We start from the raw sequence: 24,595 nt of genomic DNA, 5'->3' as shown, positions 1-24,595 counted from the left end.
CTGGTTAACCGAATCACCCGCATCGAGGCAGTGTCATGACCCTTTACGTCAATCTCGCCGAATTGCTCGGCACACGTATCGAACAGGGCTTCTATCGTCCCGGCGACCGGCTGCCGTCGGTGCGGGCGTTGAGTGTCGAGCACGGGGTCAGCCTGAGCACGGTGCAGCAGGCGTATCGGGTGCTGGAAGACAGCGGGCTGGCGACGCCGAAACCCAAATCCGGGTACTTTGTGCCGGTCAGTCGCGAGCTGCCGGAACTGCCCGCCGTCGGCCGTCCGGCACAACGCCCGGTGGATATTTCCCAGTGGGACCAGGTGCTGGAGCTGATCCGCGCCGTGCCGCGCAAAGACGTGGTGCAACTCGGTCGCGGCATGCCGGACATCACCACGCCAACCATGAAACCGTTGCTACGCGGGCTGGCGCAGATCAGCCGTCGCCAGGACATGCCCGGCCTGTATTACGACAACATCCACGGCAACCTCGACCTGCGCGAACAGATCGCCCGGCTAATGCTCGATTCCGGTTGCCAACTGAGCGCCGCCGACCTGGTGGTCACCACCGGTTGCCACGAAGCGCTGTCCACCAGCATCCGCTCCATCTGCTCACCTGGTGACATCGTCGCCGTGGATTCGCCGAGCTTCCACGGCGCCATGCAGACCCTCAAGGGCCTGGGCATGAAGGCCCTGGAAATCCCCACCGACCCGATCACCGGCATCAGCCTCGATGCGCTGGAACTGGCCCTGGAACAATGGCCGATCAAGGCCATACAGTTGACCCCCAACTGCAACAACCCCTTGGGCTACATCATGCCGGAGGCGCGTAAACGCGCATTGTTGAACCTGGCACAGCGCTTCGACGTGGCGATCATCGAGGACGATGTGTATGGCGAACTGGCCTACACCTACCCGCGTCCCCGCACGATCAAATCCTTCGACGAAGACGGCCGCGTGCTGCTGTGCAGTTCGTTTTCCAAGACGTTGGCGCCGGGGCTGCGCATCGGTTGGGTCGCACCGGGCCGGTATCTGGAACGGGTGCTGCACATGAAATACATCAGCACCGGCTCCACCGCGCCACAAGCGCAGATCGCCATCGCCGATTTCCTCAAGGCCGGGCACTTCGAACCGCATTTGCGGCGGATGCGCACCCAATACCAGCGCAATCGCGACATGATGATCGATTGGGTCACGCGCTACTTCCCCGCCGGCACCCGGGCCAGTCGTCCCCAAGGCAGTTTCATGCTGTGGGTCGAACTGCCGGAAGGCTTCGATACCCTGAAACTGAATCGTGCGCTGCACGACCAGGGCGTACAGATTGCCGTCGGCAGCATCTTTTCGGCTTCGGGCAAATATCGTAATTGCCTGCGGATGAACTACGCTGCCAAGCCAACAGCGCAGATCGAAGACGCTGTGCGCAAGGTGGGCGCGGCGGCGATCAAACTGCTTGCGGAAACTGATTGCCTCAACGACTGACCTTTATCCGAAAACCCGCGTCCATATGCCGACCCTAGCCAATCGGAACGACCCCACGTGAGCCTCAGACAGCCCCTACTCGCTCTGCTGTTACTCGCCTCGTTCCTCAGCGGTTGCGCCAGCCTCGACGTGCCCCGCGAACCGAGCCAGGCATTGCCCGCAGCCGACTCAAGCTTCGGCCGCTCAATCCAGGCCCAGGCCGCGCCGCATCAGGGGCAATCCGGCTTTCGCCTGCTGTCCAACAGCACCGAAGCCTTCATGGCCCGGGCCGAGTTGATCCGCAACGCCCAGACCAGCCTCGACTTGCAGTACTACATCGTCCACGACGGCATCAGCACGCGCATGCTGGTGGAAGAATTGCTCAAGGCCGCTGATCGCGGTGTGCGGGTGCGGATCCTGCTCGATGACACCACCAGCGATGACCTCGACCAGATTATCGCGACCCTGGCGGCCCATCCGCAGATCCAGATCCGCCTGTTCAACCCGCTGCACCTGGGGCGCAGCACGGGCGTGACGCGGACCATGGGCCGTTTGTTCGACTTGTCGCTGCAACACCGGCGCATGCATAACAAGCTGTGGCTGGCGGACAACAGCGCGGCCATCGTCGGCGGGCGAAACCTGGGCGACGAGTATTTCGATGCCGAGCCCAACCTGAACTTCACCGACATCGACATGCTCAGCGTCGGGCCGGTGGCCGAGCAGCTCGGGCACAGCTTCGACCAGTACTGGAACAGCGCCCTGAGCAAGCCGATCGACGAATTCCTCTCCAGCAAACCGACGCTCAAGGACCTGAAAAACACCCGCACGCGCCTGGAACAATCCCTGGAAGAAACCCGCAAGCAGAACCACGCGCTGTATCAACAACTGATGGTCTACGACAAATACCCACGCCTGGACATCTGGCGCCGGGAGCTGATCTGGGCCTGGAATCAGGCGCTGTGGGACGCGCCGAGCAAAGTCCTGTCCAAGGGCGAGCCCGACCCGCAGTTGCTGCTGACCACGCAATTGGCGCCGGAACTGCGCGGCGTGAGCAAAGAGCTGATCATGATTTCCGCCTACTTCGTGCCCGGCCAACCTGGGCTGGTGTACCTGACCGGGCGCGCCGACGCCGGGGTCTCGGTGAGCCTGCTGACCAACGCGCTGGAAGCCACCGACGTACCGGCGGTGCACGGTGGTTACGCGCCGTATCGCAAGGCCTTGCTGGAGCATGGCGTGAAGCTGTTCGAACTGCGTCGCCAGCCTGGCGCCGGCAGCGGCAGTGGTCCGCATCTGTTCCGGCGTTCGGCCTATCAGGGCTCGGATTCGAGCCTGCACAGCAAGGCGATGATCTTCGATCAACAGAAATCGTTTATCGGCTCATTCAATTTCGACCCGCGCTCGGTGCTGTGGAACACCGAAGTCGGCGTGCTGGTGGACAGCCCGGAGCTGGCCGCGCATGTGCGTGAATTGGCGCTGCAAGGCATGGCGCCGCCGTTGAGTTATGAGGCGAAACTGGAGAAGGGGCAGATCGTTTGGGTGACCGAGGACAACGGTAAGTTGCACACCCTGACCAAGGAACCGGGAAGCCTGTGGCGCCGGTTTAATGCGTGGTTCAGCACCACCGTCGGCCTGGAGCGGATGTTGTAGTCAAGGTTTACTGATCAATTGTGGCGAGGGGGCTTGCCCCCGCTGGGCGGCGAAGCAGCCCCAAAGTTGAAGACACGAATCTACCCGTTATGTCGCGCTGGATGGTTTTACGACTGCTGCACAGCCGAACGGGGGCAAGCCCCCTCGCCACACAAGCTCGCTTCCACAGGTTTTAAGCGGGCTCGGCCACCGCGCCAAACGCCCCTTGGCGCATCAGCAAAACCACCAACCCAAACGCCCCCACCGCCATTAGCAACGGCAACGCATGCCCGCTGATCCACTGGCTCCCCGCCCCGGCCGCCAAGGGGCCGATCAGGCACCCGATTCCCCACAACTGCGCGATATGGGCATTGGCCCGCACCAGCGCATCGTCGCGATAACGCTCGCCGATCAGGATCAGCGACAGGGTGAACAATCCACCGGCACTGGCGCCGAACAACACCCACAGCGGCCAGATCAGCAACGTATCGATCAGCAGCGGAATCGCCAGGCTGGACAGCAGCAAGACTACCGCGCAGCCCGTGAACAGACTGCGCCGGGACAACCGATCCGCCAGCGCACCGATGGGAAGCTGCAGCAAGGCATCGCCGACCACCACGGTACTGACCATGGCCAGGGCGATTTCCGCAGTGAAGCCTTGGCGCAGGCAATACACCGGCAACAAGGTCAGGATCATCGCTTCAAACGCGGCGAACAGCGACACCGCCCAGGCAATCGCCGGCAACCCTCGGCAGAAGGTCCACAAATCGCCGAAGGTCACGCTGCTGGCTTCACTGCTCGGTGCGCCGCTGCGGCCCAACAGCAGCAACGGTGCCGTCAGCAATAACCCGACGCCGACCCAGAAGCCGTAATCGTGTTCCGTGCCCAACGCGCCCAGCAGCAACGGCCCGCCCAGTTGGCTCAACGCATAGCTGCTGCCATACAACGCCACCAGGCGCCCGCGCCACTTTTCGATCACCAGTTGGTTGATCCAGCTTTCACCGAGGATAAAGACCAGGGTCAGAATCACCCCGATCATCAGGCGCAACACCAGCCAGATCGGATAACTCGGCAACAGCGCCAGCAATCCGATGGACACCGCCCCGGCCCCACAGGCACAGACGCATCAGATTCGCGGTGCCAAGACGCGCGGCCAGGTGACTGGAGATCTTCGCCCCCAGCAGCACACCAATGGCCGGCATCGCCGCCATCACACCAATGGCAAACGAACCGTAACCCCAGCTTTCCAGGCGAAACGACACCAGCGGCATGCTGACACCCAGGGCCAGGCCGACACTCAAGACCGACGCCAACACGGCGAAATAAGTCGCCCAACGCATGTTCCACGCTCCTGTGGATAGTGTTTTTCAAACAACAGAGACGACACAGCCGGACCTTCCTTTGAGGAAAGTCCGGCTGCGGCGATAGACCTGTGGTACCGCGTCGCCCCGCCCTACGCGATCTCTGTAGGAGCGAGGCTTGCCCGCGAAGGCGTGATCAGCAACACCGCAGGCTTGAGACTTACAACTTGATCCAGGTCGCCTTCAGCTCGGTGTACTTGTCGAACGCATGCAGCGACTTGTCGCGACCATTGCCCGACTGTTTGAAACCACCGAACGGCGCAGTCATATCGCCGCCGTCGTACTGGTTGACCCACACGCTACCGGCACGCAGGGCCTTGGCGGTCAGGTGTGCCTTGGAGATGTCCTTGGTCCACACCGCAGCGGCCAGGCCGTAGGGCGTGTCGTTGGCAATCGCAATGGCTTCTTCGGCGGTATCGAAAGCGATGACCGACAACACCGGGCCAAAGATTTCTTCCTGGGCGATTTTCATCGCGTTGTTCACGCCGTCGAAAATCGTCGGTTCAACGTAGGTGCCGCCGGTTTCCTGCAGGATGCGCTTGCCGCCGGCCACCAGTTTGGCGCCATCGGTGTGGCCGGATTCGATGTAGGACAGCACGGTGTTCATCTGCTGGGTGTCCACCAACGCGCCGACGTTGGTCGCCGGGTCCAGCGGATTGCCCGGCTTCCAGGTTTTCAGTGCTTCGATCACCAGCGGCAGGAAGGTGTCCTTGATCGAACGCTCGACCAGCAGACGCGAACCGGCGGTGCAGACTTCGCCCTGGTTGAAGGCGATGGCGCTGGCGGCGGATTCGGCGGCGGCTTGCAGGTCCGGGGCATCGGCGAACACGATGTTCGGGCTCTTGCCGCCGGCTTCGAGCCAGACGCGCTTCATGTTCGATTCGCCCGAATAGATCAGCAACTGCTTGGCGATCTTGGTCGAACCGGTGAACACCAGGGTGTCCACGTCGTTGTGCAGGGCCAGGGCCTTGCCGACGGTGTGGCCGTAGCCTGGCAGCACGTTCAGCACGCCTTTCGGAATGCCGGCTTCAACAGCCAGCGCCGCGATGCGGATAGCGGTCAGCGGGGATTTTTCCGACGGCTTGAGGATTACCGAGTTACCGGTGGACAGCGCCGGGCCGAGTTTCCAGCAGGCCATCATCAACGGGAAGTTCCACGGCACGATGGCGCCGACCACGCCGACTGGCTCGCGAGTGACCAGACCCAGTTGATCGTGCGGAGTGGCGGCCACTTCGTCGTAGATCTTGTCGATGGCCTCGCCGCTCCAGCTCAGGGCTTGCGCCGCGCCGGGAACGTCGATGTACAGGGAGTCGCTGATCGGCTTGCCCATGTCCAGGGTTTCAAGCAGGGCGAGTTCTTCGGCGTGCTGTTTGAGCAGGCCGGCGAAACGAATCATGGTGGCTTTGCGTTTGGTCGGCGCCAGGCGCGACCACACGCCGGAATTGAAGGTGGCGCGGGCGTTTTCCACGGCGCGCTGGGCGTCGGCGGCGTCACAGCTGGCAATCTTGCCCAGCAGACGGCCATCGACCGGGCTGATGCACTCGAAGGTCTCGCTGGAGACGGCATCGGTGTATTCGCCATTGATGTAGGCGCGGCCTTCGATCTTCAGATCGCGAGCCCGTTGTTCCCAGTCGGCACGAGTCAGGGTGGTCATTCGAGTGTCCTCCTCTTGTTGAATACGAGAGCCCCGCGTTCTTCGCGGGTACTGTCAGGAATTCTGCCCGGCACAGCCTACTATCGGCCCGAGGCACCTGCCACCCTAAACCAGTGGCCGGGGTTGTTTCAATATATTTGACACAAGGTCGGAAAACGGCCTTGCAGTGTTCATTTTAATAAACATAGACTTTGGGTCTTTTCAGCCATTGCGCCGCAATCACGGGGGATTACAACAAAATGAATATTCAGGATGTCGTCGACTTCAGCCAGGCCGCCACCCAGCCCGATCGCTATCGGCCGGACCCGGCCAAAGTCCTCAAGGGCGACCCCGAGCAAGCGGTGTACAACCACTACAACAGCCCGTGCGGGCAGATGAGCGCTGGTGTGTGGGAAGGCGAAATCGGCCAGTGGCTGGTGAATTACACCGAACATGAATACTGCGAGATCGTCCAGGGCGTGTCGGTGCTGCGCGATAACGATGGCAACAGCAAGACGCTGCGGGTGGGTGATCGTTTTGTGATTCCGGCGGGTTTTCGCGGGACCTGGGAAGTGCTGGAGTCGTGCCGCAAGATTTATGTGGTGTTTGAACAGAAGGCTTGAGGATTTGTGGATTTGTGTTGTCCGGGCCGGCCTCTTCGCGGGCAAGCCTCGCTCCTACAGTTCAGTGTGATCCGAGCGAGGCTTGCCCGCGAAGGCGTCCTGACAGGCAATGCATAACCCACAGGCAACAAAAAAGGCCCGTATCTCGCGATACGGGCCTTTTTTGTAAGAGAGAAAAATCAATTACTTGATTTTGCCTTCTTTGTACATCACGTGCTTACGAACGCGCGGGTCGAACATGCGCTTTTCGAGCTTGTCCGGGGTAGTACGCTTGTTCTTGTCGGTAGTGTAGAAGTGACCAGTACCGGCGCTAGAAATCATTCGAATCAATTCACGCATGATTAGCTCCCTTAGATCTTGCCAGCTTTGCGGATTTCGGCCAGCACGACAGTGATGCCACGCTTGTCGATGATACGCATGCCTTTGGCAGATACGCGCAGACGCACGAAACGTTTCTCTTCTTCAACCCAGAAGCGATGATGCTGCAGGTTCGGCAGGAAACGACGACGGGTTTTGTTGTTTGCGTGGGAAATGTTATTCCCAGTTACCGGACCCTTACCGGTAACTTGACAGACTCTCGACATGCCTCAGCCCTCTAAAACCACATGCCCAACCCGGCATGGGTTGGCCGCTTAATCTCTCAGTCATTTGGCGCCAGGCGCCGCGTTTCTTTAGAGGTCTTACCGGCTACACCTACAGTGAAGGAACCGGGCCCCTAGAAAAGAGCGCTGCTTTATACCAGAAAGACCAGAGAGCAACAACATTCAGTGTGCGATGAATTCACAAAAAGCCCATTTTCCGGGCTACGAGCGCCTTGGACAAAGGCTGTCGTCGATGGCGACCGCTCGTCGCAGAGCATCGGCCAACACGCCAATCAACGGCTTTATGAAACCACGCACACGCAAATAAGGCGCCTATAGTCGCCTCAAAATGAAAATGGGGATAGTCATTTGCAAAAGAGCCCACTAGGGTAGGCCTTTTCCAGACTGCACTTGCAGATGGGCCTTCGATCTGTAAAGGAATCCGACCATGCGCCTCGCTGCCCTACCGCTGCTGCTTGCCCCATTGTTACTGAGCCCGCTGGCCCAAGCCGCCGCCCTGACCGTCTGCACCGAGGCCAGCCCTGAAGGGTTCGACGTGGTGCAGTACAACTCGCTGACCACCACCAACGCCTCGGCCGATGTACTGATGAATCGCCTGGTGGACTTCGACACCGCCAGCGGCAAAGTGGTCGCCAGCCTTGCGGACAGCTGGGAAGTCTCGCCCGACGGCCTGAGCTACGTCTTCAAATTGCACCCGCAAGTGAAATTCCACAAAACCGAGTACTTCAGCCCGACTCGCGATTTGAGCGCCGAAGACGTCAAATTCAGCTTCGACCGCATGCTCGACCCGGCTCACCCGTGGCACAAAGTCGCCCAGAGCGGCTTCCCCCATGCCCAGTCGATGCAACTGCCGGCACTGATCAAAAAGATCGACGCCCTCGATCCGCTGACCGTGCGCTTCACCCTCGATCACCCCGACTCGACCTTCCTCGCCACCCTGAGCATGGGCTTCGCCTCGATCTATTCCGCTGAATACGCCGACAAACTGCTGAAGGCCGGCACGCCCGAAAAGCTCAACAGCCAGCCGATCGGCAGCGGCCCCTTCATCTTTACGCGGTTCCAGAAAGACGCTGTGATTCGCTACAAAGCCAATGCGGACTACTTCGGTGGCAAGCCGTCAGTGGATCCGTTGATCTTCGCCATCACCCCGGACGCCAATGTGCGTTTGCAGAAACTGCGCCGCAACGAGTGCCAAATCGCCCTGTCGCCCAAGCCACTGGATGTGGTGGCCGCCAAGCAAGAGCCGACGCTGAATGTGGAAAAGACTGACGCGTTCATGACCGCTTTCGTCGGCATCAACAGCCAGCATCCCCCGCTGGACAAACCTGAAGTGCGCCAGGCCATCAACCTCGCGTTCGACAAGGCCAACTACCTCAAAGCCGTGTTCGAAGACACCGCCGAAGCCGCCAACGGCCCTTACCCGCCGAACACCTGGAGCTACGCCAAGAGCCTGCCGGGTTATCCCCACGACGTGGCGAAAGCCAAGGCATTGATGGCCAAGGCCGGGCTCAAGGACGGTTTCCAAACCACCATCTGGACTCGCCCGTCCGGCAGCTTGCTGAACCCTAACCCGAGCCTCGGCGCGCAACTGTTGCAGTCCGATCTGGCGGAAATCGGCATCCAGGCCGAAATCCGCGTGATCGAATGGGGCGAGCTGATCCGCCGCGCCAAGGCCGGCGAGCATGACCTGCTGTTCATGGGCTGGGCCGGCGACAACGGCGACCCGGACAACTTCCTCACGCCGCAATTTTCCTGCGCGGCGGTCAAGTCCGGCACCAACTTCGCCCGTTACTGCAACCAGGACCTGGACAAGCTGATCAGCGCCGGCAAGACCACCAGCGAGCAAGGCGTACGCACCAAGCTCTACGAACAGGCCCAGGCGCAGATCCAGCAACAGGCGTTGTGGCTGCCACTGGCGCATCCGACGGCGTTCGCGTTGACGCGCAAGGATGTGCAGGGTTACGCCGTCAGTCCTTTCGGCCGGCAGGATTACTCCAAAATCAGCTTCAAGCCGTAAGCTGCAAGCTGCAAGCTGCAAGTTAGAGCAGGCCGTGCACTGCTTTAGCTGGCCGCTTGAAGCTTGAAACTTGCAGCTGCTTCTACATCCAGCCGTACTCCGCCATCGACAGCGGATCACCGTCGCCGACGATGAAATGGTCGAGCACTCGCACATCAACCAGCTCCAGCGCCTCCTGCAGCCTCTTGGTCAGCATTCGGTCCGCCTGACTGGGGTCGGCGTTGCCGGAGGGGTGGTTGTGGCACAGGATCAGCGCTGCGGCGTTGTGAGCCAGGGCACGCTTGACCACTTGTCGCGGATAAACGCTGGTGCTGTCGATGGAGCCGCGAAACAGTGCTTCGAACGCCAGCACCCGATGCCTGGAATCCAGAAACAGACAACCGAATACTTCGTGAGGCTCATGGCGCAGCATCGCTTTGAGGTAATCACGAACAGCCTGCGGGTTTTCCAGCGCCGACTTCTGCCGTGAGTGTTCCGCCAGATGCCGTCGCGCCATTTCCTGAACGGCCTGCAATTGAGCGAATTTCGCCGGCCCGAGCCCCAATTGTTTGCTGAATGTTTTTTGATCAGCCTCCAGCAGCGAACGCAGGTTGCCGAACTGACTCAACAAGTGTCGCGCCAGGTCCACCGCGCTTTTGCCGGAGACGCCGGTCCGTAAAAAAATCGCCAGCAGCTCGGCATCCGAAAGACTCGCCGGGCCCAACTCCAATAACCTCTCCCGCGGCCGCTCCGCCGCTGGCCAATCACGAATACTCATAACACCTCCCTGGTCTGTGGGCGCCGCTGTTCCGTAGCGGTCGCTGTGATATCGTAGCCCATCTTTTTTGCGGACGAATTCATCCCTGGGGAGGGGGTTTCGCCACGCAGTCATCAACGAAATGAAAGGCAGACCTATGCAGCGGCTGTATCGGAAACGCATCGTTCTGGGCGTCGGCGGCGGCATTGCTGCCTACAAGAGCGCCGACCTGGTTCGCCGCCTGATCGACCAGGGCGCCGAAGTGCGCGTGGTCATGACCCGTGGCGGCAGCGAGTTCATCACCCCGTTGACCATGCAGGCGCTGTCCGGGCACCCGGTCCATCTCGACCTGCTGGACCCCGCGGCCGAAGCCGCCATGGGACACATCGAGCTGGCCAAATGGGCCGACCTGGTGCTGATCGCCCCCGCTACTGCGGACTTGATCGCCCGCCTGGCCCAAGGCATCGCCAATGACCTGCTGACTACGCTGGTGCTGGCCACCGACGCCGTGGTCGCCGTGGCCCCGGCGATGAACCAGGCGATGTGGCGCGATCCTGCGACCCAGGCCAATCTGCAACTCCTCGAAAGCCGCGGCATCAAGTCCTTCGGCCCGGCCTCCGGCAGCCAGGCCTGCGGCGACGTCGGCATGGGCCGCATGCTCGAAGCCACCGACCTCGCCCAGTGCGCGGCGGACTGCTTCCAGCGCATGGCGCTGACCGGCAAACACGTGCTGATCACCGCCGGCCCGACCCAGGAAAACATCGACCCGGTGCGCTACATCACCAACCACAGCTCCGGGAAAATGGGCTTTGCCCTGGCCGAAGCCGCAGTGGAAGCCGGCGCCCGCGTCACGCTGATCACCGGCCCGGTGCATTTGCCGACGCCGGATCGCGTGACGCGCATCGATGTGGTCAGCGCCCGGGACATGCTCGCCGCCTGTGAAGCCGCGATCCCCTGCGACTTGTTTATCGCCTCGGCAGCGGTCGCGGACTACCGCCCGGAAGTGGTCGCCCCACAAAAACTCAAGAAAGATCCTACGAACGGCGACGGCTTGTTGCTTCAAATGGTGCGCAATCCAGACATTCTGGCCAGCATCGCCACTCGCCCTGACCGTCCGTTCAGTGTCGGTTTTGCCGCCGAAACCGAACACCTGCTCGATTACGCTGCGCGCAAGCTGAAAGACAAAAACCTCGATTTGATCGTCGCCAATGACGTCGCCAACCCGAGTATTGGCTTCAACAGCGAAGAAAACGCCTGCAGCGTGATCGACCGGGACCTGCACGCCACGCTTTTCGCCCAGACCAGCAAGAGCAAGATTGCTCGCCAGCTGATCACTTTTATCGCCGACCGTCTGAACCAGGTTTAATTTACATGCACGCTTTGCAAGCCAAGATCCTCGACCCCCGCATCGGTACCGACTTCCCGCTGCCACAGTACGCCACCCCAGGCTCCGCCGGCCTCGACCTGCGCGCCATGCTGGAAAAAGACACCGTGATCAAGCCGGGCGAAACCCTGCTGATCCCCACCGGCCTGTCCGTCTACATCGGCGACCCGGGCCTGGCGGCGCTGATCCTGCCGCGCTCTGGCCTGGGCCATAAGCATGGCATCGTGCTGGGCAACCTGGTTGGCCTGATCGACTCCGATTACCAAGGACCGTTGATGGTTTCGTGCTGGAACCGCAGCGACAAGGAATTCACCCTGGAAGTGGGTGAGCGTCTGGCTCAGTTGGTTCTTGTACCGGTGGTTCAAGCGCATTTCGAGATGGTCGAAGAATTCGTCGAAACCGAGCGCGGTGCCGGCGGTTTCGGCCATTCCGGTAGCCATTGATCCGATAGATGCCCCCTTTGTGGCGAGGGAGCTTGCTCGCGCTGGGCTGCGAAGCGGCCCCAAAAGCTTGGGAGCGCTGCGCACTCCAGCGCGAGCTAGCTCCCTCGCCACAAGTGCATTCCAGGGTACAAATTGCACAGCCGTCATCTGGAAGGTTTACCACTGAATATCAAGGGATTGGCGGGCCAAATGCGCGCCGATGCCGCGGTCATGGCCTTTGCACACCACGAACTCTCTGTGGAAAACGCCGTCATACCCTTCAGTTTGAGCCTGCCGACAAGTTAATTCCTGGCAGGTCCAGTCACTTTCGAAATGGAGCAATCCCACAGATGAGCAGTCCAGCCCAAGTCGCACCCAAGTTCCCCGACAGCATCTTCCGCGCCTACGACATTCGCGGCACCGTCCCGGAATTCTTGAACGGTGAAACCGCTTACTGGCTCGGCCGTGCCATCGGCGCCCAGAGCCTGGCTCAGGACGAACCCAATGTTTCCGTCGGCCGCGATGGCCGCCTGTCCGGCCCGGAACTGGTCGAACGCCTGATTCAAGGCCTGGCCGACAGCGGCTGCCACGTCAGCGACGTCGGCCTGGTGCCAACGCCTGCGCTGTACTACGCCGCCAACGTACTGGCCGGTAAATCCGGTGTCATGTTGACTGGCAGCCACAACCCGTCGAACTACAACGGTTTCAAGATCGTCATTGCCGGCGACACCCTGGCCAACGAACAGATCCAGGCCCTGCACGAACGCCTCAAGACCAACAACCTGACCAGCGGCAAGGGCAGCATCACCCAGGTCGAGATCCTCGATCGCTACAACACCGAAATCGTCCAGGACATCAAACTGGCCCGTCGCCTCAAAGTCGTGGTCGATTGCGGTAACGGCGCGGCTGGCGTGATCGCCCCGCAACTGATCGAAGCGCTGAATTGCGAAGTTATCCCGCTGTTCTGCGACGTCGACGGCAACTTCCCGAACCATCACCCGGATCCGGGCAAGCCTGAAAACCTCGTGGACCTGATCGCCAAGGTCAAGGAAACCAACGCCGACCTGGGCCTGGCTTTCGACGGTGACGGCGACCGCGTCGGCGTGGTGACCAACACCGGCAGCATCGTCTACCCGGACCGCCTGCTGATGCTGTTCGCCCGCGATGTTCTGGCGCGCAACGCCAACGCGGAAATCATCTTCGACGTCAAATGCACCCGTCGCCTGACGCCGCTGATCAAGGAATACGGAGGTCGTCCGCTAATGTGGAAGACCGGTCATTCGTTGATCAAAAAGAAAATGAAACAAACCGGCGCCCTGTTGGCCGGCGAAATGAGCGGGCACATCTTCTTCAAGGAGCGCTGGTTCGGTTTCGACGACGGCATTTACAGCGCCGCGCGGTTGCTGGAGATCCTCAGCAAGGAAAAATCCACCGCGGAAGAGCTGTTTGCGACCTTCCCGAACGATATTTCTACGCCTGAAATCAATATCCATGTGACCGAAGAGAGCAAATTCAGCATCATTGATGCTCTGCACGACGCGAAGTGGGGCGAAGGCGCCGACCTGACCACCATCGACGGCGTGCGGGTCGACTACGCCAAAGGCTGGGGCCTGGTGCGCGCCTCCAACACCACACCGGTGCTGGTGCTGCGTTTCGAGGCTGATGACGAGGCTGAACTGCAGCGCATCAAGGACGTATTCAAAGTCCAGTTGAAGCGTGTTGCCCCTGATCTCCAACTACCGTTTTGATCTTCTGATTCACCCGGAGCCCTGAATGACCCTCGAACGCGAAGCCGCCGCCAACACCGCCAAGGTCCTGTCCGAAGCGCTGCCTTACATCCGCCGTTATGTCGGCAAGACGCTGGTGATCAAATACGGCGGCAACGCGATGGAAAGCGAGGAGCTGAAAACCGGCTTCGCCCGCGACATCGTGCTGATGAAAGCCGTGGGTATCAACCCGGTGGTGGTTCACGGCGGCGGCCCGCAAATCGGCGACCTGCTCAAGCGCCTGTCGATCGAGAGCCACTTCATCGATGGCATGCGCGTGACTGACGCGCAGACCATGGACGTGGTGGAAATGGTCCTCGGCGGCCAGGTGAACAAGGACATCGTCAACCTGATCAACCGTCATGGCGGCAGCGCCATCGGCCTGACGGGTAAAGACGCCGAGCTGATTCGTGCGAAAAAGCTCACCGTGACCCGCCAGACGCCGGAGATGACTCAGCCGGAAATCATCGACATCGGGCAAGTGGGCGAAGTGGTCGGGATTAACACCGACCTGCTGAACCTGCTGGTCAAAGGCGATTTCATCCCGGTGATCGCGCCAATCGGCGTGGGCGCCAACGGCGAGTCGTACAACATCAACGCCGATTTGGTGGCCGGTAAAGTGGCCGAAGCACTGAAAGCTGAAAAGCTGATGCTGCTGACCAACATCGCCGGCCTGATGGACAAGCAAGGCACGGTACTGACCGGCCTGACCACCCAGCAAGTCGACGACCTGATCGCCGACGGCACGATCTACGGCGGCATGTTGCCGAAGATCCGTTGCGCGCTGGAAGCGGTACAGGGCGGCGTGGGCAGCTCGCTGATCATTGATGGCCGGGTACCGAATGCGATTCTGCTGGAGATCTTCACCGATACCGGTGTGGGGACTTTGATCAGCAATCGCAAGCGTCCGTAAGCGACACCTACAAAAAGACCCCGCTCAGCCTGGCTGAGCGGGGTCTTTTTTTGCCTGCGATCCCTGCGGGGGACACGTCTATTTGTGGCGAGGAAGCTTGCTCCCGCTGGGCTGCGCAGCAGACTCAAGAGCTTGTGAGCGCTGCGCACTCAAGGGGAGCAAGCTCCCTCGCCACACAAGCCCGCCCCACAGGGAGATCAGCGTTAAACGCCGAACTGGGCGCGGTAGGCTTCTACGGCAGGCAAATGCTGCTTGAGCTGCGGATCATCGGCCAGGAATTGCAGGACCTGGGTCAGCGACACAATGCTGATGACCGGGATCTTGAAGTCACGCTCCACTTCCTGGATCGCCGACAACTCGCCGTTGCCACGCTCCTGACGGTTCAGGGCGATCAGCACGCCGGCGGCTTTGGCGCCGTCCTGGCTGTCAATGATCTGCATCACTTCGCGGATCGCGGTGCCGGCGGTGATCACGTCGTCAATGATCAGCACTTCACCGGTCAACGGTGCGCCGACCAGGCTGCCGCCTTCGCCGTGGGCCTTGGCTTCCTTACGGTTGAAGCACCATGGCAGGTCACGGCCGTGATGTTCGGCCAAGGCCACTGCAGTGGTCGCAGCCAACGGGATGCCTTTGTACGCAGGGCCAAACAGAACATCGAAAGGAATGCCGCTCTCAACGATGGCTGCCGCGTAGAAACGACCCAGTTGCGCCAGGGCCGAACCACTGTTGAACAGGCCGGCATTGAAGAAGTAAGGACTGGTGCGCCCGGACTTCAGGGTGAACTCACCGAAGCGCAAAACGCCGCGATCGATGGCAAAACGAATGAAATCGCGCTGATACGCTTGCATGAAAAAAACCCCAAATACCACGGATTTAGCTAATTAGGTTGACGCCGTGTATCATACACGCACGCGATTTTTGGGGCCATTTATGCGGATCATCAGTGTGAACGTCAATGGTATTCAGGCTGCAGTGGAGCGAGGTTTGCTCAGTTGGCTGCAAGCACAGAATGCCGACGTCATCTGCCTGCAGGACACCCGCGCCTCCGCCTTTGAACTGGACGATCCAGCCTTCCAACTGGATGGCTACTTCCTTTATGCCTGCGAAGCTGAAGTTCCCGCCCAGGGTGGCGTGGCTTTGTACTCGCGGTTGCAACCGAAGGCAGTCATCAGCGGTCTCGGCTTCGAGACGGCCGACCGCTACGGGCGCTACCTGCAAGCCGATTTCGATAAGGTCAGCATCGCGACCTTGCTGCTCCCTTCGGGGCAGAATGGCGATGAAGACTTGAACCAGAAGTTCAAGCTAATGGACGATTTCGCCCGTTATCTGGATAAACAGCGACGCAAGCGTCGCGAGTACATTTATTGTGGCTCGCTGTACGTGGCGCAACAGAAGCTGGATATCAAGAACTGGCGCGACAGCCAGCAATCCCCGGGCTTCCTGGCACCTGAACGTGCCTGGATGGACGAGATTGTCGGCAATATGGGTTATGTCGATGCCCTGCGCGAAGTCAGTCGTGAAGGCGACCAGTACAGCTGGTGGCCGGACAACGAACAGGCTGAGATGCTCAACCTGGGCTGGCGTTTCGACTACCAGTTGCTGACCCCGGGCTTGCGCCGCTTTGTACGCAGCGCACGCCTGCCACGTCAGCCACGGTTCTCGCAACACGCACCGCTGATCGTGGACTACGACTGGACGCTGACTATCTAAGCGTCGATTCGCCGATAAAAGAATGCCCGTATCGCAAGATACGGGCATTTTTTTATGCATCAGTCGACATGACCCGAACCTCAGGCAACGGCAAAAAACGGCAGCGCAAGGTACAGCTTGATCACGATGACGTTAATGATGTCGATGAAGAACGCACCCACCATCGGAACCACGAGAAACGCTATCTGCGAAGGCCCGTAGCGCTGCGTCACCGCCTGCATGTTAGCGATGGCCGTAGGTGTGGCACCCAGCCCGAAACCGCAGTGCCCTGCCGCCAACACCGCCGCATCGTAGTTACTGCCCATGATTCTGAACGTCACGAAAATCGCAAACAGCGCCATGACCAACGCTTGCGCAGCCAGAATGATGAAGATCGGCAAGGCCAGTGCCGCCAGGTCCCACAGTTTGAGCGACATCAAGGCAATCGCCAGAAACAGCGACAGGCTGACATTCCCCAGCACCGAGACTTCACGCTCGAATACCTGATACAAGCCCAACGCTGAAAGCCCATTGCGTAAAACGACACCCACGAACAAGACACAAACGAACGTCGGCAATTCAAGTGCCGTTCCTTGCAGCCAGCCATTCAGAAGATTGCCGGCCAATAAGCTGACGGCAATCAGGGCAAGTGTTTCGATAAACGAAAATGGCGTAATCGAGCGCTCTTTGTTCGGCTGCTCAAAGCCCTTTGGCAACTGTGGTGTTTCCTGAGGATGGCAGCCTGGTACTTGAACACGCTTGATCAGCAGGCGAGCGACCGGACCACCAATCAAGCCACCCAACACCAGGCCGAACGTCGCAGAGGCAATCGCCAGCTCGGAGGCCGACGCCAGACCATACTTCTCGCTAAACACCGTCCCCCATGCAGCGCCTGTACCGTGACCGCCCGACAACGTAATCGAACCGGTCAGCAGTCCCATCAAAGGATCGAGCCCGAGCATTTTTGCGAGGCCGATGCCCATGGCATTCTGGACGATCAGCAGTCCGGCCACCGCCAGCAGAAAAACGCCCACTACGCGACCGCCCTTCTTTAGGCTGGCGAAGTCCGCACTCAAGCCGATCGTGGCGAAAAAAGCCAACATCAACGGCGTCTGTAATGAAGTATCGAAGCGTACTTCAATATCAAAAGTTCGCAATATCAGGAGAGCCAGGGCAACCAACAGACCGCCGGCAACGGGTTCGGGAATATTGTAATTACGTAGAAACCCAACACGTGTAACAAGTCCGCGCCCCAGCAAAAGCACCAAGGAGGCGGCCACAAGCGTTCCATAAAAATCGAGCTGAATCATTGGGATTATTCTTGGCTATATATATTCAAAGGCGAACTTTTTACCTGCGCACGCCTCTTGAACCGGCTGAGTTTCTCAACACTGATTGCTTGAAATTCAAGGACCTTCGATGGCTTGAATATGTCGAAATATTTCTTAGTGAATATAACGTGGGGCAACTCTATCAACCGTAAAGTCTCATTGCCAAGGACGCAGCCAATGTTGAGGCATTACAGTTGTGACTAAAGATGTAAGAGTGATCGCTGATATAGAACTGCGGCGCAGTTATCACCCGCCCCGTGCGCCAGAGATGTGAATTGAACTGCAAAAATACAAATGCCCTGACAAGTCAGGGCATTTGTTTTACAGCGCTCAATGTAAGGCGGGCCTGCCCGGATTGATCGTTACTTGATCACCCGCCAGGTGAACGGATATCGATAAGGCACCCCTTCATTGGCTTTCACGCCAGCAATGATCGTCAGCACCAACGCGCCGATGGCGATCAGGCCAAGCAGGAAGAACCCGATGACCACCAACATCAAAAAGAACGATAGGGTCGCGGCGATGGCGACGGTGATCTGAAAATTGAGCGCTTCCTTGCCCTGCGCATCAATAAACGGATCACTCTCGCGCTTCATCTGCCAGAGAATCAACGGGCCAATCAGCGTACCAAACGGAATCCAGATCCCCAGCAAGGCGGACAAGTGACAAAACATTGCCCACTGACGAACCTCCTGGCTCGGCGTGGGTAGCAGTTGCTGATCACTCATGGCGTCCTCCTTGGTGTGGAAAGGTTCGATCAGTCAGCCAGGGCGGCTTTCTGCAATTCGAAAATTTCATTCATGCCTTTCTTGGCCAGTTCCAGCATGGCGTTCAGCTCTTCCGGCTGGAACGGCGCGCCTTCAGCGGTGCCCTGGACTTCGATGAAGCCGCCAGTGCTGGTCATCACGACGTTCAGGTCAGTCTCGGCAGCCGAGTCTTCCAGGTAGTCAAGGTCAAGCACAGGTTCGCCCTGGTACATGCCCACCGAAACGGCCGCGATCATTTGCTTGAGCGGGTCGCCGCCTTTCAGGCCGCCGCGCTTCTTGATCACTTTCAAGGCATCGACCAGCGCAACCATGGCGCCAGTGATGGATGCGGTGCGAGTGCCGCCGTCAGCCTGGATCACGTCGCAATCGACGTACAGGGTGACATCGCCCAGCTTGGACATGTCCAGCGCAGCGCGCAGGGAACGACCGATCAGGCGCTGGATTTCCAGGGTGCGCCCGCCTTGCTTGCCACGGCTCGCTTCACGCTGGTTACGCTCGCCGGTGGCGCGCGGCAGCATGCCGTATTCAGCGGTCAACCAGCCCTGGCCCTGACCTTTAAGAAAACGTGGCACGCCGTTCTCGACGCTGACGGTGCAGATGACTTTGGTATCACCGAACTCGACCAGCACAGAACCCTCGGCGTGTTTGGTGTAGTTGCGGGTAATGCGGATCGAGCGGAGCTGATCGGCAACGCGACCACTTGGACGTTTCATAGGGAATACCTGTACTGGGGACGGAAAACTGCGGAGCATTATAGAGCCGCCAGCCACGACTGGGCACTTCTAAAAAATCCGGCCGACGGTTGAAGGCGGCAAAAAGGTGCCTAACCGACGGCCTGCTGCCCTTTGTCACAGGGTGTGTTTGGGCGCATCCGCCCCACTGCGCTACAATCCTGCGCCTTTGCTGCCAGTCGGCTTACATTCACTGATATCGGGTCCGCGAAGCCCCACGGGTTTCGCGCCGGCCTGCATTGCGAGGTACCTCCATGGTGCACAGCATGACCGCCTTCGCCCGTGTCGAAAACGCCGGCGCCCAAGGCACCCTGAGCTGGGAACTGCGCTCGGTCAACAGCCGCTACCTGGAACCGCACCTGCGTCTGCCGGAATCCTTTCGCGACCTCGAAGGCGCCGTCCGCGAAGCGCTGCGCCAGGGCATTTCCCGAGGCAAGCTGGAATGCACCCTGCGTTTCACTGAAGAAAGCACTGGCAAAACCCTGCAAGTGGATCGCGAGCGCGCCGCGCAATTGGTCGCCGCCGCCGAAACGATTGCCGGCCTGATCAAGAACCCGGCGGCGTTGAACCCGCTGGAAGTCCTGGCCTGGCCCGGCGTGCTGGTGGGCGACGCTACTGACCCGCAAGCCCTGAATGCCGAGGCACTGGCGCTGTTCAATCAAGGCTTGAAAGAGCTGAAGGCCGGCCGCGAGCGCGAAGGCGCGGAGCTGGCTCGCCTGATCAACGAGCGCCTGACGTCCATTGAAGAAGACGTCGTGACCCTGCGCGAACTGGTCCCGCAGATGCTCGCCACCCAGCGCCAGAAAGTCCTCGATCGCTTTGCCGACATGAAAGCCGATATGGACCCCCAGCGCCTGGAGCAGGAAATGGTCATGCTCGCGCAAAAGAGCGACGTCGCCGAAGAACTGGATCGCCTGAGCACCCACATCATCGAAGTGCGCCGGGTGCTCAAGTCCGGCGGTGCGGCCGGTCGGCGCCTGGACTTCCTGATGCAAGAACTCAACCGCGAAGCCAATACACTGGGCTCCAAAGCCTTCGATCCGCGCAGCACCCAGGCGGCGGTCAACCTCAAAGTGTTGATCGAGCAGATGCGCGAACAAGTACAGAACATAGAGTAAGGCCACCCCGACATGACCCACAGCACCGGCACCCTTTACATCATTTCCGCGCCTTCGGGCGCGGGCAAAAGCAGCCTGGTCAAGGCCCTGACCGACTCCGACCAGGAAATCCGCGTCTCGGTTTCCCACACCACCCGCGCCATGCGTCCCGGTGAAGTGGACGGCGTGAACTATCACTTCGTCTCGCGCGAAGCGTTCGTGAAGATGGGCGAACACGGTGATTTCCTGGAGCGCGCCGAAGTGTTCGGCAATCTCTACGGCACCTCGCAAAGTCACTTGCAGCAGACCCTGGACGCGGGCCACGACCTGATCCTGGAAATCGACTGGCAGGGCGCCGAACAAGTGCGCAAGTTGATGCCGCAAGCCCGTTCGATCTTCATTCTGCCGCCGTCCCTGGAAGCCTTGCACCAGCGCCTGACCAATCGCGGCCAGGACAGCGACGAGATCATTGACGGCCGGATGCGTGAAGCGGTCAGCGAGATGAGCCACTATGTCGACTACGACTACCTGATCATCAACGACGATTTTGCCCACGCCCTGCACGATTTGAAGGCGATTTTCCGTGCCAATCAGCTGCATCAGAAGCGTCAGCAGCAGCGTAACGGAAAACTTTTGGCTGAATTGCTCGGCTAAACAGCTCTTCCCAAAACCGCTGCGGGGGCTTTACATTGGCACTTGCAGCGCGTTGAAGGGCTTGGTCAAAAAATCAGCGCTTCCCTAATCGCTGGTGATTTTTTAAACTGTTGAGTCCGCTCGCCCAACCGGGCAGCGCGCATATTGCATTCGCTCCGAGGAATACCATGGCCCGCGTAACCGTTGAAGACTGCCTGAACCACGTGGAAAACCGTTTTGAGCTGGTCATGCTGTCCACCAAACGTGCCCGTCAACTGGCCACCGGCGGCAAAGAGCCACTGGTTCAGTGGGAAAACGACAAGCCTACCGTTGTAGCGCTGCGTGAAATCGCTGAAGGCCTGATGAGCTATGAGTTCATCGCCAATGCTGAAATCGTCGAAGACGAACCGCTGTTCGCAGCGTTCGAGGACGAGTCCAACGAGGCCGTCTAAGCCTATGCCTGGTCGACGTAGCACGGCGCGGGGTCACAGCGAACGGCAGGAGTCATCATGCCCAGCATAGACGCCCTCGCCGATCGCTTATCGACCTACCTCGGCAAGGACCAGGTGAACCTGGTCCGCCGAGCGTATTTCTACGCCGAACAAGCCCACGACGGCCAACGCCGCCGCAGCGGCGAGGCGTATGTCACGCATCCCCTTGCCGTGGCGAATATTCTTGCCGACATGCACATGGACCATCAGAGTTTGATGGCCGCGATGCTGCATGACGTGATCGAAGACACCGGGATTGCCAAGGAAGCGCTGCAAGCGCAGTTCGGCGAAACCGTGGCCGAACTGGTCGACGGGGTCAGCAAACTGACCCAGATGAACTTCGAGACCAAAGCCGAAGCCCAGGCCGAAAACTTCCAGAAAATGGCCATGGCCATGGCGCGCGATATTCGCGTGATCCTGGTCAAGCTCGCCGACCGCCTGCACAACATGCGCACGCTGGAAGTGCTGTCCGGCGAAAAACGCCGGCGCATCGCCAAGGAAACCCTGGAAATCTATGCGCCCATCGCCAATCGGCTGGGCATGCACGCCATCCGCATAGAATTCGAAGACCTCGGCTTCAAGGCCATGCACCCGATGCGTTCCGCACGGATCAACCAGGCCGTCAAACGCGCCCGGGGCAACCGCAAGGAAATCGTCAACAAGATCGAAGAATCCCTGAGCCATTGCCTGGCGATTGATGAAATCCAGGGCGAAGTCAGCGGACGGCAGAAACACCTCTACGGCATCTACAAGAAAATGCGCGGTAAGCGTCGGGCCTTCAACGAGATCATGGACGTCTACGCGTTCCGGATCATCGTCGACAAGGTCGATACCTGCTACCGCGTGCTAGGTGCTGTGCATAATTTGTACAAACCGTTGCCGGGACGCTTCAAGGATTACATCGCGATCCCCAAGGCCAACGGCTATCAGTCGCTGCACACCACGCTGTTCGGCATGCACGGCGTACCGATCGAGATCCAGATCCGCACCCGTGAAATGGAGGAGATGGCCAACAACGGCATCGCCGCCCATTGGCTGTACAAATCCAGCGGCGACGAGCAACCAAAAGGCACTCACGCCCGCGCCCGCCAGTGGGTCAAAGGCGTGCTGGAAATGCAGCAGCGCGCCGGCAACTCGCTGGAATTCATCGAAAGCGTGAAGATCGACCTGTTCCCGGACGAGGTCTACGTGTTCACGCCCAAAGGCCGGATCATGGAGCTGCCCAAAGGCTCCACAGCGGTCGACTTCGCTTACGCGGTGCACACCGACGTCGGCAACAGCTGCATCGCCTGCCGGATCAATCGTCGTCTCGCACCGCTGTCCGAACCGCTGCAAAGCGGCTCCACGGTCGAGATCGTCAGCGCGCCTGGCGCGCGGCCGAACCCGGCGTGGCTCAACTTTGTGGTCACCGGCAAGGCGCGGACCCACATCCGCCATGCGCTGAAGCTGCAACGCCGCTCCGAATCCATCAGCCTCGGCGAACGCCTGCTGAACAAGGTCCTCAACGGTTTCGACAGCACCCTGGACAAAGTCCCGGCCGAGCGCGTCAAGGCGATGCTCACCGAGTACCGCCTGGAACTGATCGAAGACCTGCTCGAAGACATCGGCCTGGGCAATCGCATGGCCTATGTGGTCGCTCGCCGCCTGCTGGGCGAAGGCGAACAACTGCCGAGCGCCGAAGGCCCACTGGCGATTCGCGGCACCGAAGGCCTGGTCCTCAGCTACGCCAAGTGCTGCACGCCGATCCCGGGCGACCCGATTGTCGGGCACCTGTCGGCGGGCAAAGGCATGGTCGTGCACCTGGACAACTGCCGCAACATCAGCGAAATCCGCCACAACCCGGAAAAATGCATCCAGCTCTCGTGGGCCAAGGATGTCACCGGCGAATTCAACGTCGAGTTGCGCGTCGAACTGGAACATCAGCGCGGCCTGATCGCCCTGCTGGCCAGCAGCGTCAACGCGGCCGACGGCAATATCGAAAAAATCAGCATGGACGAACGCGATGGTCGCATCAGCGTGGTCCAACTGGTGGTCAGCGTGCACGACCGTGTGCATCTGGCCCGCGTGATCAAGAAACTGCGCGCCTTGACCGGGGTGATTCGCATCACCCGCATGCGTGCGTAGCCCATCCATTACAAGGAGTCATTCATGACCAAGACTGTTATCACCAGCGACAAAGCCCCGGCCGCCATCGGCACTTATTCCCAGGCGATCAAGGCTGGCAATACCGTCTACATGTCGGGTCAGATTCCCCTGGACCCAAAAACCATGGAACTGGTCGAAGGCTTCGAAGCCCAGACCGTCCAGGTGTTCGAGAACCTGAAAGCCGTGGCTGAAGCCGCTGGCGGTTCGTTCAAGGACATCGTCAAACTGAACATCTTCCTCACCGACCTGAGCCACTTCGCCAAGGTCAACGAGATCATGGGCAAATACTTTGACCAGCCCTACCCTGCCCGCGCCGCCATTGGCGTTGCAGCCCTGCCAAAGGGTTCGCAGGTAGAAATGGACGCCATTCTGGTCATCGAGTAATACATCCGGCGCAGCCTCCCAGGCTGCGCCGTTTTCGTTTTGAAAGGATTCCACCATGCGCAAAGCGCTTGCCCTCTCCTTGCTCGCCGTTTTCCTCGGCGGCTGCGCCAGCAACCCTGCCGACCGTGATATCAGCGGCACCTGGATCAACCAGGTGGCCATCGATGCTGCCTCCAAGGGCGGCCCCCTGCGCGAAGCGCTCCAGGCTTACGGTCCGAACCTGGAATGGGACGTCAACACCAAGGCCAGCCAGGCCCGCTACACCAACGGTTTTGAAAACGTCGAAGGCAAGCTGCTGGCCGATGAGTCCGGCGCCTGGAAAGTCGACTTCTATGGCAGTTCCGCCAGCGAACTGCGACGTGACGGCAAGCAATTGAGCCAGGTCGCCAACGACAACGAACCGGCGCAAGTCTTCGACCGCGCCCTGATTCCAGTCCCGGAAGGCGCGCCAATTGGCGCCAGCTTCGAACGCGCGCTGTACTCGGCCTACATGGGCGGCAGCTGGAAAATCGTCAACGGCCAGGGTGAAGGCAGCACCGTGCAGTTCCAGGCGGATGGCCAGGTGGCCGGCCTGCCGGGTGCGGATCGTTATGCCCTGTGTCTGGCGGGTGACTGCGCGTCGATGAGCGGTGGCAACGACAATATGTGGCTGCAACTCAACGGCCAGGGCAACACCTGGATCTTTGCGCGTAAAGGCAAGGAACTGGAAATCTTCCAGGCCGTGAACACGGCGCAGGCGGATGAAATGCCGCAGTTCACGCCGGGTGATCGCAAGTGGTTGCTGGAAAAGCAGTGA

At 60.0% G+C, this 24,595-nt stretch carries 22 protein-coding genes and 2 pseudogenes; 15 read left to right on the top strand and 9 right to left on the bottom strand.

Features of this window, described 5'->3' with window-relative positions:
• The first annotated feature begins 35 nt into the window (after nucleotides 1-35).
• Both ACZ89E_RS23635 and ACZ89E_RS23630 read left to right on the top strand, forming a co-directional pair.
• On the top strand, nucleotides 36-1,469 hold the full coding sequence (locus ACZ89E_RS23635; RefSeq protein WP_463258853.1) for an aminotransferase-like domain-containing protein: 1,434 nt from the start codon (nucleotides 36-38) through the stop codon (nucleotides 1,467-1,469).
• 57 nt (nucleotides 1,470-1,526) lie between these two features.
• Complete coding sequence (locus ACZ89E_RS23630; protein ID WP_476256575.1) at nucleotides 1,527-3,095, top strand: phospholipase D family protein; 1,569 nt, start codon at nucleotides 1,527-1,529, stop codon at nucleotides 3,093-3,095.
• Between the two features lie 172 nt (nucleotides 3,096-3,267).
• Here ACZ89E_RS23630 and ACZ89E_RS23625 read toward each other — a convergent pair.
• Nucleotides 3,268-4,414: pseudogene (locus ACZ89E_RS23625) on the bottom strand (MFS transporter).
• A gap of 181 nt (nucleotides 4,415-4,595) precedes the next feature.
• Nucleotides 4,596-6,089 carry an aldehyde dehydrogenase gene (locus ACZ89E_RS23620; RefSeq protein WP_054048467.1) on the bottom strand — a complete coding sequence of 498 codons (1,494 nt, stop codon included), beginning with the start codon at nucleotides 6,087-6,089 and terminating at the stop codon, nucleotides 4,596-4,598.
• A 239-nt stretch (nucleotides 6,090-6,328) separates the two neighbouring features.
• On the opposite strand from ACZ89E_RS23620, the gene ACZ89E_RS23615 reads away from it, so the two are divergent.
• On the top strand, nucleotides 6,329-6,691 hold the full coding sequence (locus ACZ89E_RS23615; protein ID WP_476256574.1) for a cupin domain-containing protein: 363 nt from the start codon (nucleotides 6,329-6,331) through the stop codon (nucleotides 6,689-6,691).
• Nucleotides 6,692-6,874: 183 nt separating this feature from the next.
• Here the strand turns inward: ACZ89E_RS23615 and rpmG are convergent, their stop codons facing one another.
• Both rpmG and rpmB read right to left on the bottom strand, forming a co-directional pair.
• Nucleotides 6,875-7,030, bottom strand: a complete 156-nt coding sequence (gene rpmG, locus ACZ89E_RS23610; protein WP_008150173.1) for a 50S ribosomal protein L33 — start codon at nucleotides 7,028-7,030, stop codon at nucleotides 6,875-6,877.
• An 11-nt stretch (nucleotides 7,031-7,041) separates the two neighbouring features.
• Nucleotides 7,042-7,275 carry a 50S ribosomal protein L28 gene (gene rpmB / locus ACZ89E_RS23605; RefSeq protein ID WP_007894701.1) on the bottom strand — a complete coding sequence of 78 codons (234 nt, stop codon included), beginning with the start codon at nucleotides 7,273-7,275 and terminating at the stop codon, nucleotides 7,042-7,044.
• A 445-nt stretch (nucleotides 7,276-7,720) separates the two neighbouring features.
• Between rpmB and ACZ89E_RS23600 the strand changes: the two genes are divergently transcribed.
• Complete coding sequence (locus ACZ89E_RS23600; RefSeq protein ID WP_476256573.1) at nucleotides 7,721-9,310, top strand: ABC transporter substrate-binding protein; 1,590 nt, start codon at nucleotides 7,721-7,723, stop codon at nucleotides 9,308-9,310.
• 82 nt (nucleotides 9,311-9,392) lie between these two features.
• Here ACZ89E_RS23600 and radC read toward each other — a convergent pair whose 3' ends face one another.
• Complete coding sequence (radC, locus tag ACZ89E_RS23595; RefSeq protein WP_476256572.1) at nucleotides 9,393-10,067, bottom strand: RadC family protein; 675 nt, start codon at nucleotides 10,065-10,067, stop codon at nucleotides 9,393-9,395.
• A gap of 136 nt (nucleotides 10,068-10,203) precedes the next feature.
• Between radC and coaBC the strand changes: the two genes are divergently transcribed.
• The 4 genes and pseudogenes from coaBC (at nucleotide 10,204) to argB (ending at nucleotide 14,531) form a co-directional block, all read left to right on the top strand.
• Nucleotides 10,204-11,412 (top strand): bifunctional phosphopantothenoylcysteine decarboxylase/phosphopantothenate--cysteine ligase CoaBC, encoded by a 1,209-nt coding sequence (coaBC, locus tag ACZ89E_RS23590; RefSeq protein WP_149659536.1) that lies wholly within the window; start codon nucleotides 10,204-10,206, stop codon nucleotides 11,410-11,412.
• A 5-nt stretch (nucleotides 11,413-11,417) separates the two neighbouring features.
• Nucleotides 11,418-11,873: a dUTP diphosphatase gene (dut, locus tag ACZ89E_RS23585; RefSeq protein ID WP_123403789.1), complete on the top strand. Its 456-nt coding sequence runs from the start codon at nucleotides 11,418-11,420 to the stop codon at nucleotides 11,871-11,873.
• A 350-nt stretch (nucleotides 11,874-12,223) separates the two neighbouring features.
• Nucleotides 12,224-13,600 (top strand): annotated as a pseudogene (locus ACZ89E_RS23580) (phosphomannomutase/phosphoglucomutase); the annotation flags it as partial.
• A 25-nt stretch (nucleotides 13,601-13,625) separates the two neighbouring features.
• A complete protein-coding gene (gene argB, locus ACZ89E_RS23575; RefSeq protein ID WP_123403785.1) occupies nucleotides 13,626-14,531 on the top strand; it encodes an acetylglutamate kinase in 906 nt (301 codons plus the stop codon).
• A gap of 203 nt (nucleotides 14,532-14,734) precedes the next feature.
• Here argB and pyrE read toward each other — a convergent pair whose 3' ends face one another.
• Entirely contained in the window at nucleotides 14,735-15,379 is a 645-nt protein-coding gene (pyrE, locus tag ACZ89E_RS23570) for an orotate phosphoribosyltransferase (protein ID WP_133835392.1), read from the bottom strand.
• An 82-nt stretch (nucleotides 15,380-15,461) separates the two neighbouring features.
• Here pyrE and ACZ89E_RS23565 point away from each other — a divergent pair, with 82 nt between their 5' ends.
• The gene (locus tag ACZ89E_RS23565) at nucleotides 15,462-16,241 is read left to right on the top strand and encodes an exodeoxyribonuclease III (protein ID WP_007934608.1); all 780 of its coding nucleotides are present in this window, start codon (nucleotides 15,462-15,464) and stop codon (nucleotides 16,239-16,241) included.
• 80 nt (nucleotides 16,242-16,321) lie between these two features.
• Here ACZ89E_RS23565 and gltS read toward each other — a convergent pair whose 3' ends face one another.
• The 3 genes from gltS to rph form a co-directional block, all read right to left on the bottom strand.
• Entirely contained in the window at nucleotides 16,322-17,530 is a 1,209-nt protein-coding gene (gene gltS / locus ACZ89E_RS23560; protein ID WP_476256571.1) for a sodium/glutamate symporter, read from the bottom strand.
• 383 nt (nucleotides 17,531-17,913) lie between these two features.
• Nucleotides 17,914-18,279, bottom strand: a complete 366-nt coding sequence (locus ACZ89E_RS23555) for a DUF4870 domain-containing protein (protein WP_149659481.1) — start codon at nucleotides 18,277-18,279, stop codon at nucleotides 17,914-17,916.
• A gap of 29 nt (nucleotides 18,280-18,308) precedes the next feature.
• Nucleotides 18,309-19,031 (bottom strand): ribonuclease PH, encoded by a 723-nt coding sequence (gene rph / locus ACZ89E_RS23550; protein ID WP_046030686.1) that lies wholly within the window; start codon nucleotides 19,029-19,031, stop codon nucleotides 18,309-18,311.
• Nucleotides 19,032-19,303: 272 nt separating this feature from the next.
• Between rph and ACZ89E_RS23545 the strand changes: the two genes are divergently transcribed.
• The 6 genes from ACZ89E_RS23545 to ACZ89E_RS23520 all read left to right on the top strand — a co-directional run bounded on the left by ACZ89E_RS23545 (nucleotide 19,304) and on the right by ACZ89E_RS23520 (nucleotide 24,595).
• Complete coding sequence (locus ACZ89E_RS23545; protein WP_476256570.1) at nucleotides 19,304-20,167, top strand: YicC/YloC family endoribonuclease; 864 nt, start codon at nucleotides 19,304-19,306, stop codon at nucleotides 20,165-20,167.
• 12 nt (nucleotides 20,168-20,179) lie between these two features.
• Nucleotides 20,180-20,800, top strand: coding sequence for a guanylate kinase (gmk, locus tag ACZ89E_RS23540; RefSeq protein ID WP_149659479.1), 621 nt, complete (start codon nucleotides 20,180-20,182; stop codon nucleotides 20,798-20,800).
• Nucleotides 20,801-20,967: 167 nt separating this feature from the next.
• Entirely contained in the window at nucleotides 20,968-21,231 is a 264-nt protein-coding gene (gene rpoZ, locus ACZ89E_RS23535; protein WP_007894670.1) for a DNA-directed RNA polymerase subunit omega, read from the top strand.
• 57 nt (nucleotides 21,232-21,288) lie between these two features.
• Nucleotides 21,289-23,394 (top strand): bifunctional GTP diphosphokinase/guanosine-3',5'-bis pyrophosphate 3'-pyrophosphohydrolase, encoded by a 2,106-nt coding sequence (spoT, locus tag ACZ89E_RS23530; RefSeq protein ID WP_213937837.1) that lies wholly within the window; start codon nucleotides 21,289-21,291, stop codon nucleotides 23,392-23,394.
• A 24-nt stretch (nucleotides 23,395-23,418) separates the two neighbouring features.
• Nucleotides 23,419-23,799, top strand: coding sequence for a RidA family protein (locus tag ACZ89E_RS23525; protein WP_003229509.1), 381 nt, complete (start codon nucleotides 23,419-23,421; stop codon nucleotides 23,797-23,799).
• 55 nt (nucleotides 23,800-23,854) lie between these two features.
• Nucleotides 23,855-24,595 carry a putative periplasmic lipoprotein gene (locus tag ACZ89E_RS23520; RefSeq protein WP_149659477.1) on the top strand — a complete coding sequence of 247 codons (741 nt, stop codon included), beginning with the start codon at nucleotides 23,855-23,857 and terminating at the stop codon, nucleotides 24,593-24,595.

The sequence above is a fragment of the Pseudomonas sp. TE3899 genome (assembly GCF_056279105.1).
The sequence above is the reverse complement of the archived record's forward strand: the minus strand, read 5'-3'. Positions and strand labels throughout refer to the sequence as shown.

Excerpts from the sequence above, each read along its gene's own strand:
- ACZ89E_RS23545 (WP_476256570.1), top strand. The coding sequence starts at position 19,304 with ATGGTGCACAGCATGACCGCCTTCGCCCGTGTCGAAAACGCCGGCGCC.
- ACZ89E_RS23615 (WP_476256574.1), top strand. The coding sequence starts at position 6,329 with ATGAATATTCAGGATGTCGTCGACTTCAGCCAGGCCGCCACCCAGCCC.
- pyrE (WP_133835392.1), bottom strand. The coding sequence starts at position 15,379 with ATGCAAGCGTATCAGCGCGATTTCATTCGTTTTGCCATCGATCGCGGC.
- gltS (WP_476256571.1), bottom strand. The coding sequence starts at position 17,530 with ATGATTCAGCTCGATTTTTATGGAACGCTTGTGGCCGCCTCCTTGGTG.
- rph (WP_046030686.1), bottom strand. The coding sequence starts at position 19,031 with ATGAAACGTCCAAGTGGTCGCGTTGCCGATCAGCTCCGCTCGATCCGC.
- ACZ89E_RS23620 (WP_054048467.1), bottom strand. The coding sequence starts at position 6,089 with ATGACCACCCTGACTCGTGCCGACTGGGAACAACGGGCTCGCGATCTG.
- rpoZ (WP_007894670.1), top strand. The coding sequence starts at position 20,968 with ATGGCCCGCGTAACCGTTGAAGACTGCCTGAACCACGTGGAAAACCGT.
- ACZ89E_RS23565 (WP_007934608.1), top strand. The coding sequence starts at position 15,462 with ATGCGGATCATCAGTGTGAACGTCAATGGTATTCAGGCTGCAGTGGAG.
- ACZ89E_RS23525 (WP_003229509.1), top strand. The coding sequence starts at position 23,419 with ATGACCAAGACTGTTATCACCAGCGACAAAGCCCCGGCCGCCATCGGC.
- coaBC (WP_149659536.1), top strand. The coding sequence starts at position 10,204 with ATGCAGCGGCTGTATCGGAAACGCATCGTTCTGGGCGTCGGCGGCGGC.
- ACZ89E_RS23600 (WP_476256573.1), top strand. The coding sequence starts at position 7,721 with ATGCGCCTCGCTGCCCTACCGCTGCTGCTTGCCCCATTGTTACTGAGC.
- radC (WP_476256572.1), bottom strand. The coding sequence starts at position 10,067 with ATGAGTATTCGTGATTGGCCAGCGGCGGAGCGGCCGCGGGAGAGGTTA.
- ACZ89E_RS23555 (WP_149659481.1), bottom strand. The coding sequence starts at position 18,279 with ATGAGTGATCAGCAACTGCTACCCACGCCGAGCCAGGAGGTTCGTCAG.
- dut (WP_123403789.1), top strand. The coding sequence starts at position 11,418 with ATGCACGCTTTGCAAGCCAAGATCCTCGACCCCCGCATCGGTACCGAC.
- rpmB (WP_007894701.1), bottom strand. The coding sequence starts at position 7,275 with ATGTCGAGAGTCTGTCAAGTTACCGGTAAGGGTCCGGTAACTGGGAAT.
- rpmG (WP_008150173.1), bottom strand. The coding sequence starts at position 7,030 with ATGCGTGAATTGATTCGAATGATTTCTAGCGCCGGTACTGGTCACTTC.
- gmk (WP_149659479.1), top strand. The coding sequence starts at position 20,180 with ATGACCCACAGCACCGGCACCCTTTACATCATTTCCGCGCCTTCGGGC.
- spoT (WP_213937837.1), top strand. The coding sequence starts at position 21,289 with ATGCCCAGCATAGACGCCCTCGCCGATCGCTTATCGACCTACCTCGGC.
- argB (WP_123403785.1), top strand. The coding sequence starts at position 13,626 with ATGACCCTCGAACGCGAAGCCGCCGCCAACACCGCCAAGGTCCTGTCC.
- ACZ89E_RS23520 (WP_149659477.1), top strand. The coding sequence starts at position 23,855 with ATGCGCAAAGCGCTTGCCCTCTCCTTGCTCGCCGTTTTCCTCGGCGGC.
- ACZ89E_RS23635 (WP_463258853.1), top strand. The coding sequence starts at position 36 with ATGACCCTTTACGTCAATCTCGCCGAATTGCTCGGCACACGTATCGAA.